11 protein-coding genes and 1 tRNA gene are annotated in these 8,003 nt (G+C 36.9%); 6 read left to right on the forward strand and 6 right to left on the reverse strand.

Annotated elements, in window-relative coordinates:
• Positions 1-651: 651 nt before the first annotated feature.
• The 6 genes from HMPREF2764_RS05510 to HMPREF2764_RS05535 form a co-directional block, all read right to left on the reverse strand.
• A tRNA-Arg gene (locus tag HMPREF2764_RS05510) sits at positions 652-723 on the reverse strand.
• A gap of 42 nt (positions 724-765) precedes the next feature.
• Positions 766-1,113, reverse strand: a complete 348-nt coding sequence (rplS, locus tag HMPREF2764_RS05515; protein WP_001068669.1) for a 50S ribosomal protein L19 — start codon at positions 1,111-1,113, stop codon at positions 766-768.
• 118 nt (positions 1,114-1,231) lie between these two features.
• Positions 1,232-1,561, reverse strand: coding sequence for a fluoride efflux transporter CrcB (gene crcB / locus HMPREF2764_RS05520; protein WP_070527815.1), 330 nt, complete (start codon positions 1,559-1,561; stop codon positions 1,232-1,234).
• Positions 1,555-1,929 (reverse strand): fluoride efflux transporter CrcB, encoded by a 375-nt coding sequence (gene crcB / locus HMPREF2764_RS05525; protein ID WP_070527818.1) that lies wholly within the window; start codon positions 1,927-1,929, stop codon positions 1,555-1,557. Before crcB (HMPREF2764_RS05525) ends, crcB (HMPREF2764_RS05520) begins: the two co-directional genes overlap by 7 nt.
• Positions 1,926-2,192 (reverse strand): chorismate mutase, encoded by a 267-nt coding sequence (locus HMPREF2764_RS05530; protein WP_061588092.1) that lies wholly within the window; start codon positions 2,190-2,192, stop codon positions 1,926-1,928. The genes crcB (HMPREF2764_RS05525) and HMPREF2764_RS05530 overlap by 4 nt, the downstream gene beginning before the upstream one ends.
• A 115-nt stretch (positions 2,193-2,307) precedes the next feature.
• Complete coding sequence (locus HMPREF2764_RS05535; protein WP_001162128.1) at positions 2,308-2,751, reverse strand: flavodoxin; 444 nt, start codon at positions 2,749-2,751, stop codon at positions 2,308-2,310.
• Positions 2,752-2,854: 103 nt separating this feature from the next.
• Here HMPREF2764_RS05535 and HMPREF2764_RS05540 point away from each other — a divergent pair, with 103 nt between their 5' ends.
• From HMPREF2764_RS05540 to HMPREF2764_RS05565, 6 genes are all read left to right on the forward strand, one after another.
• Complete coding sequence (locus HMPREF2764_RS05540; protein ID WP_070527821.1) at positions 2,855-3,790, forward strand: DHH family phosphoesterase; 936 nt, start codon at positions 2,855-2,857, stop codon at positions 3,788-3,790.
• Positions 3,791-3,885: 95 nt separating this feature from the next.
• On the forward strand, positions 3,886-4,128 hold the full coding sequence (locus HMPREF2764_RS05545) for a type B 50S ribosomal protein L31 (protein WP_000710764.1): 243 nt from the start codon (positions 3,886-3,888) through the stop codon (positions 4,126-4,128).
• Positions 4,129-4,649: 521 nt separating this feature from the next.
• Positions 4,650-5,144, forward strand: coding sequence for a recombinase family protein (locus tag HMPREF2764_RS05550; RefSeq protein ID WP_261673654.1), 495 nt, complete (start codon positions 4,650-4,652; stop codon positions 5,142-5,144).
• A gap of 237 nt (positions 5,145-5,381) precedes the next feature.
• Entirely contained in the window at positions 5,382-6,260 is an 879-nt protein-coding gene (locus HMPREF2764_RS10405) for an N-acetylmuramoyl-L-alanine amidase family protein (RefSeq protein WP_398578122.1), read from the forward strand.
• A 33-nt stretch (positions 6,261-6,293) separates the two neighbouring features.
• Positions 6,294-6,758, forward strand: coding sequence for a hypothetical protein (locus tag HMPREF2764_RS05560; RefSeq protein WP_045607081.1), 465 nt, complete (start codon positions 6,294-6,296; stop codon positions 6,756-6,758).
• A gap of 4 nt (positions 6,759-6,762) precedes the next feature.
• Positions 6,763-7,815 (forward strand): DUF6287 domain-containing protein, encoded by a 1,053-nt coding sequence (locus tag HMPREF2764_RS05565; RefSeq protein WP_070527827.1) that lies wholly within the window; start codon positions 6,763-6,765, stop codon positions 7,813-7,815.
• The last annotated feature ends 188 nt before the right edge of the window (positions 7,816-8,003 follow it).

Raw genomic sequence — 8,003 nt, forward strand, 5'->3', positions numbered from 1 at the left:
TCTAAATCATTAAAACGATTTTATATTTTCGCCCCTATTATACTCCTTTTTCAGAAAAGGTAAAAGAAAAGGGCTCTATAATTTCTGTAGTGGGTAAAACCACTATAGGGATTATGGAGCCTATTTTGCTGTAGAAAACATACTAAGATTAGTAGTGAAGAAATTTCCGACGGGAGAGAGTATTCACTACTTTTTCTTTATGTTAAAGTAGTGGTGTCTTGTAAAGTCGTAGGGCTCTATGGCGCTAGACGTCGCTTGACAAACTGGCAAAACACCTTGTTTTAGGTGGAAGTGAAGTTCTAGAGGATGAGTTCGAGAAAATGTGCACTTAATTTGATAATTCAAGGATTTGTACTTGCTTTCTGAGTTCATAGATCTGAACCTTAACCTCATTTGTCAATTCCATAATCAATAAAAATAAGGACATTCCAATAAAGGAAGTCCTTTTTTAACACTACTATAAATCAAAGACATTTTCATGATCCATTTTATTCTATAGTCATTGACCAAAGTATAATTTTTGGTCAAAATTTGGTCATGATTTGGTCAAAAAGACAAAAAATACTTAATTATTTTTAAAAATGAACTTGTGATGATTGCCTTTAAATAAACACTTTGAATTTTCTTTGTATTTGTTTACATTTCTAAAAATGCCCCCTGCAGGAATCGAACCTGCAACTACTCCTTAGGAGGGAGTTGTTATATCCATTGAACTAAGGGAGCTAGAGAAAAACTCTGCTGGGTAAGCAGAGTTTTTTAGTCGAATTAACGACGGATTTCTTTGATACGAGCTGCCTTACCTTGAAGTGCACGCAAGTAGTACAATTTCGCACGACGTACTTTACCGTAACGAACAACTTCGATCTTTTCAACACGTGGAGTGTGGATTGGGAAGATACGCTCAACACCTACACCGTTAGAGATTTTACGAACTGTGTAGTTTTCTGAGATACCAGCACCTTTACGTGCGATAACAACACCTTCAAAAATCTGGATACGTTCACGGTTACCTTCGACAACTTTCGCGTGTACACGAACAGTGTCACCAGGACGGAATGATGGGATATCTGTACGAAGTTGACCTTCAGTCAAGCTTTGGATTAATGGATTCATTTTATTCTCCTATCTTTGTCAATCTTGAGGAACCTTCCTCAGCGGATAAACTGTATTTTTGTGCGTCCATTACACACAAGATACAGTTTACCAAATTTCCACCTAAAAGTAAAGAAATTTATAGCAGAATTCCTAAAAAAATCGCTAGAAAACCGCCTATGTATGTTGAGGCTAAATAGCTATAAAATACCTTCTTGTCACTGATTAGTCTTTGCAGCTCGTCATTCAGAGTTGAAAAGGTCGTCAACCCACCACAGAAACCTGTCGCTAGGATAGCATAGACTTCCTTAGACTCCACATGATTGTAGAATAATCCAATTAAAAAACAACCTAAAAGATTGGCTATGAGCGTTCCGAGTGGCAATTTAGAAGCTTGATTATAGAGGGAAAAGAAATAGCGCACTAAAGCTCCGAAACCACAAGCAATTGCAAGATAGACGATTACCATTTCTTCCTCCCCAAATAGTAAGCCAAGAGCAGGCCTCCACCCACGCTTAAAATGAGATACAAGACTAGGCTAAGATAACGCCCTGTATCAAGCAGTTTCACAGCATCAAGCATGAGACTAGAAAAGGTTGTTAAACCTCCGCAAAAGCCCGTCCCCAGTGCTAAAATAACGCCTTTACTGGTTCCCTTATAGACTAAATAGCCCTTAACAAGATACACCAAGCAGAAAATGCCTAGATAGTTGGCAAGAAGGGTGCCCCAAGGGAAATCTGGACTGGCTGGTAACCAAGTGGAAACTAGGTAGCGGACAAGTCCACCCAACATAGCAGCTAGAAAAATCCCTAGCGGATAAAATTGTTCTTTTTTCATTTGATGTTTTGATCCTGATAATCACGCGAACGTTTGAGTATGTCAGAAAAAGTCGCGACAATAGTCTCCTGATAGCGCTTGTCCTCTACACGACTTCTAACCTTTTCAAAAATAACTTCTTCTCTCTTAGTATCTAAAATCGGTTTACCTGAAGCTTTCTTATAGGCAACTACGCCCTCAACCAAATGCATTCGTTTTTCTAACAGTTTGACAATTTGGTCGTCGATTTGATCAATTTCTTGACGAATAATATCTAAATCCATACAGTCTCCTCCTTTGTTTGAATTATTGTATCAAAAAGCCACCAAATAGGCTAGTAAAATCCCAACTCTCGATAAGAAAAATGCACTGATTGATTGCATCAGCGCACGTTTATGCTTATCCTACTTTAGCAGCCAATTCTTCTGCGAATTGTTCCAAGCGTTCAATATCTTCTTCTTCGGCAGAAAGATCAACTTTAACACACTCTGAACCTTTTTCTGCTCCTGTTGAAACAAAGACACGGTCAAAATCATCAACAGCTTTACAGAATTCATCGTAGAAGGTATCTCCTGAGCCGACCACTCCGTAGATTTTACCATTCAAATTGAGATCAGCTAGATCTTCGTAGAAGTCCATCATCTCATCTGGCAATTCTCCATCACCATAAGTATAGGTCGCAACGATAGCGATGTCTGCTTCCAAGAAGTCTGAAGCGTCAACAGTTGTACATTCATCAACATCGACATCCAAGCCCAAGTCACGTAATTTGTCTGCTACAATATCTGCAATTTCTTCGGTATTACCGGTCATACTGGCAAATACAATTTTTGCTAATGCCATATCGTCCTCCTCAATTTATCTTTCTCCATTATATCACATCTTTTTCATTTTAAAAATAAAAATTCTTGTGCTACAATGAAATGAGAAAGAATTGAGGTTATTTATGGACATTTGCCATCAAATTTTAGAAAAAATCAAAGAATACGACACGATTATCATTCACCGTCATATGAAACCAGACCCAGATGCCTTGGGAAGTCAGGTGGGATTGAAAGCTCTTCTCAAACATCATTTCCCAGAAAAAACCATCAAAGCCGTTGGTTTTGATGAACCAACTCTTACTTGGATGGCTGAAATGGATTCTGTTGAAGATAGTGCCTACCAAGGTGCCCTTGTCATCGTCTGTGATACAGCGAATACTGCTCGTATTGATGATAAGCGCTATAGTCAAGGCGATTTTCTCATTAAGATTGATCACCATCCAAATGATGATGTATATGGTGACCTATCTTGGGTGGATACTAGTTCAAGCAGCGCTAGTGAGATGATTACCCTATTTGCCCAAACAACCCAACTGGCCTTGTCCGATCACGCTGCTGAGTTGCTCTTTGCAGGTATTGTTGGTGATACAGGTCGCTTCCTCTACCCTTCTACCACTGCACGGACTCTTCGCCTTGCTGCTTATTTGAGAGAACATAACTTTGACTTTGCGGCTCTCACTCGCAAAATGGATACTATGAGTTATAAAATTGCTAAACTTCAAGGCTACATCTACGATCATCTGGAAGTGGATGAAAATGGTGCGGCGCGCGTTATCCTTAGTCAGGAAATCTTAAAACGATTCGATGTTACCGATGCTGAAACTGCCGCCATTGTCGGTGCACCTGGACGCATTGACAGCGTCAGTCTCTGGGGAATTTTTGTGGAGCAGGCTGATGGCCACTACCGTGTTCGCTTACGTAGTAAAATCCATCCTATCAATGAAATTGCCAAAGAACATGATGGAGGAGGCCACCCTCTAGCAAGCGGTGCTAATTCCTATAGTTTAGAAGAAAACGAAATCATCTACCAAAAGTTAAAAAACTTGCTTAAAAACTGATAAAATACTTGCCAAACTTTTCAGAATCTGATAGACTAGTATGGTAACAATCTATGGCTCGCAAAGAGACCATGGCAGAAAGGAAATATTGCAAAATGAAAAAAGATATCCATCCAGAATATCGTCCAGTTGTCTTCATGGACACAACTACTGGTTACCAATTCCTTAGCGGTTCAACAAAACGCTCTAACGAAACAGTTGAGTTCGAAGGCGAAACTTACCCATTGATCCGTGTGGAAATTTCATCAGACTCACACCCATTCTACACTGGACGTCAAAAGTTCACTCAAGCAGATGGACGCGTGGATCGTTTCAACAAAAAATACGGTCTCAAATAATAATAAAAAGACAGCTTCGGCTGTTCTTTTTTGTTTCTTGAAATCAACTGCTGTTTCCATGTTCCAGACTCGTACTCTTCGAAAATCTCTTCGGTAATTTAATGTTAGGGGATTTATACTAACAATAGACTTTTAACCCCAAAATTGATAAAATAAAAATGAAAATAAGATAAAAGGAAACTATAAATCACCATGATGAACATGCAAAAATTGAACATACTGTTTTTAATTTTTGTAAACATCAAAAAGGTTGGTTTAAAAGGATTTTTAAGTCCTTAAGATTTTTTATCCAACACTACTATTCACGCATCCAAGACAAAATCTTGGCAAAAAAATACAGTAGCAAAGAGTACACCAAACTACCACTCATTATGGGCGGTAGTTTTCTTTTTGTCTAAAATAGAGATAAAAAGATAGGTGGTAGCCTTATGCGTTACGGTTATGTTCGAGTATCTACAAGAGAACAAAATATTGATAGGTAATTTTCAGCCTTAGTAGAAAATAAATTATCAAAAGAGAATATTTTTATTGATTACGTTTCAAGAAAAGATTTTGACAGAATAGAATATCAAAAATTATTAACTACCTTGAAAGAGAATGATGAATTGGTTATTAAATCAATTGATAGATTGGGAAGAAACTATGATGAAATTTTAGAACAATGGCAAGCAATTACTAAGAAAAAGAAAGTAAATATAACTGTTTTAGATTTCCCCTTATTAAACACAAAGAATAGCAATGATAATATCACAGGAAAACTAATCTCCGATATCGTTTTACAAGTTCTGTCTTATGTGGCACAGTTTGAAAGAGAACAAATCAAACAAAGACAAATGGAAGGAATACGAGAGGCAAAGAAAAAAGGGAAGAAATTCGGTAGACCAAAATTAGTTGTCCCAAATAATCTCCCTAATGTGATAGCTCAATATAAGAAAAAAGAAATAACCTTACGAGAAGGTGCAGACATCTTAGGAGTATCAAAAAGCACCTTTCATAATTGGATAAAAAATTCATAGTTCTTGTCAAAAAACCTAGGATTTTTTGGACAAGAAATACATTCTCTTTTAGAACCGTTTTCGTTAGAAAAAATGTTCTAAAATCAAGCATTTTGACCGATTATTATTACACTTCAATTTTATCAAGTTTGTCCAAAAAAGTCTAGGTTTTTGGACAAACTGATTACTTTACAACAAATAAAAATAGGGAGTATTAAATGAATGCACAAACAAACTAAAAAATTCACACTTGCAACTATATCAGCTCTATCACTTCTTGGCACTGGAGTTATCACAGCTAATCAAGTATCAGCTAGCGAGAATACGAGTACTGAAAAACAAATAGAAGCAACAATTACAAAGGTTGAAATTGATTATTTTGGACTTAGCTTCGAAGGAAAACTTTCAGAGCCACTACCACATGGAGGTGATAATGCTGCTAAGGGAAATGTTACCTTGATTGATAAAGCGACCGGAAAAATTGTGTACCAAAGTCACGATGCTGTCATTTTTAGTGGCTTAACTAAAGATGTCAGTGATCAATTTTTACAACCTTTATTTTATAGCAATCAATTTAAAGGTGATATTTTTGTTTCAGAACAATTTCCAGATGGAACATATATTTTGGAGATGTCTGGAGAAGCTGGTTCGCCTTACGGTGACTTAACTGATACAAGAAAACGTGTCTTTAAAGTTAGAAAAGATGTGACTATCGGAAATCCTTCGACAAATTCAAATACTAACACAACAACTCAATCAGGTTCGAATTCTAATACCTCAGGTAATTGGGTACAATCTGGTTCTCGTTGGTGGTACAAACACGCCGACGGTTCCTATACAACTAATGGCTGGGGAAAAATCAATGGTGTTTGGTATCGTTTTGACAACTCTGGTTGGATGCAAACAGGCTGGGTAAAAGACGGTAGCTGGTACTATCTCGACGGCTCAGGTGCGATGAAGACAGGTTGGGTCAAAGATAACGGTAGCTGGTACTATCTTCAAGACTCAGGCGCTATGAAAACTGGCTGGATGAAGGTATCTGGTAAATGGTATTATGCTTATAGCTCTGGTGCATTGGCAATCAATACGACAACACCTGATGGCTACCGTGTTAATTACAACGGTGAGTGGGTTTAACATACAATAGAAATAGATTAAGGAGACAATTAAATGAACAAAGTGATAAAAATTGAAGATGAAACAGTTTATGTTGGAAAAGGTAATAATGGCCAATTTACTGCAATTTCAAGAAAAAGTTTTGGTTTTGAACCACAAGTAGGTGATTACGTAGAATTTTATCAAAACGGTGATGAGTATATTGTTTCAAAAATAGATAACACATCTCCAGCTACCTCTAGTCAACATTCAAATGGAGTGAGTGATAAATCTAAACTGGCCGCAGCCCTATTTGCCTTTTTTTTAGGAGCACTCGGTGGCTACGATTTTTACATCGGAAATTCTAAACAAGGATACAAGCGTATCGGAATAACTCTGCTAGCTATCATTCCTATTTTAATGCCATTTGTTTTACTAGCAGATGCTATTTGGAATATTATAATTACTATTCAAGTTTTAACTTCCAAAACTGGTAGCAAATGGCACCAAGATGCCCAAGGTTTAGAATTGCAAGATTAAATACATGAAAAAATTATTATTTCTATTCAGTGCCAGTATTTTAACTATCTCTCTTCTAACAGCTTGCCAACCTCAGAGTGAAAACACTCCCTCAGCAAGTTCTGAAGTAACTACTTCTAGTAGCAGTTCATCTACTTCCACATCGGAAGAGAAGAAAACTGACTACACCCTATACAATACTGTCCTTAAAGAATATGCAAAAGTACTAGATGGTTCACCAGCTTCACATACAGAGGTCAATTCAAAAGCAAACTTAAAAAATACTTATCCTAACGAATATTCTGGATTACAGTATAGCTTGTATGATTTAGACCAAGATGGTACGGACGAACTTTTGATTGGTCTAAAAACGTATTCTAACTATTACGATTTATTAGATATTCGAACTCTTAAAAATGACGAAGTTATTCGACTGACCAATGCAGAAAATAATCTGGACTTTATTGGAGAACGCGTTCATTTTAATCCTTTAGAAAACGGCTATTTCCAATTATCTACTCGAGTATCTGCTAATCAAATCCAAGTCAAACTATACAAGTTGAATCAGGATAGAACACGGTTAGAGTTAGTTAGAGAATCAGATACAGATGAGGGACTGGGGACAAAACCACCTTACCTTGACATAAGGTCTTTCTCTTGGAAATCTGTCACAAGCCTCATAAATGGAGAAATAAGCCTTCCATCAGAAAGTAAAGGAATGGATATTTCTGCAATTCAAAATGGAGATTTTTCTAGTGTCGCAGGAACTTGGAGAAATGGTACAGGTATTGAATTTACTTTCGATAAAAATGGCTTGGTAAGTGATCATTCCAAAGTTTCAATTGAACATGCTAAAGAAACCGACCGCTATCTTAAAGCAAGTTTACTTTCTAAAGCTGGTGGTGCTGGTGGTGCAGCTATTGCCTTTTTACCAGCAGGAATCCCTATAACCATGTCTGTCACCTCTTCTTCAGATAATGGCTATACTGACCCATCTGATACAACACAAGATCGTTTATGGTTTGGACACCAACTCATCAATGGTAGTACTGAGGGATTTTTCTACAAAGTAGAATAGTGTTAGTAAACCCTTAAACGAGCTCATAAAATATCTAGCAACTTTTCATAAACACATATAGGATAAATATTCTTATGCTCTTAGAATATCTATCCTATATTTTTATTCCATCTACATCCCTATAGATACTTGATGAATTCTCTCAGAAAAAGATTAGACTTTTAACCCCAAAATTGATAAAATAAAAA

This window comes from Streptococcus sp. HMSC073F11, assembly GCF_001810785.1.
Taxonomy (GTDB): Bacteria; Bacillota; Bacilli; order Lactobacillales; family Streptococcaceae; genus Streptococcus.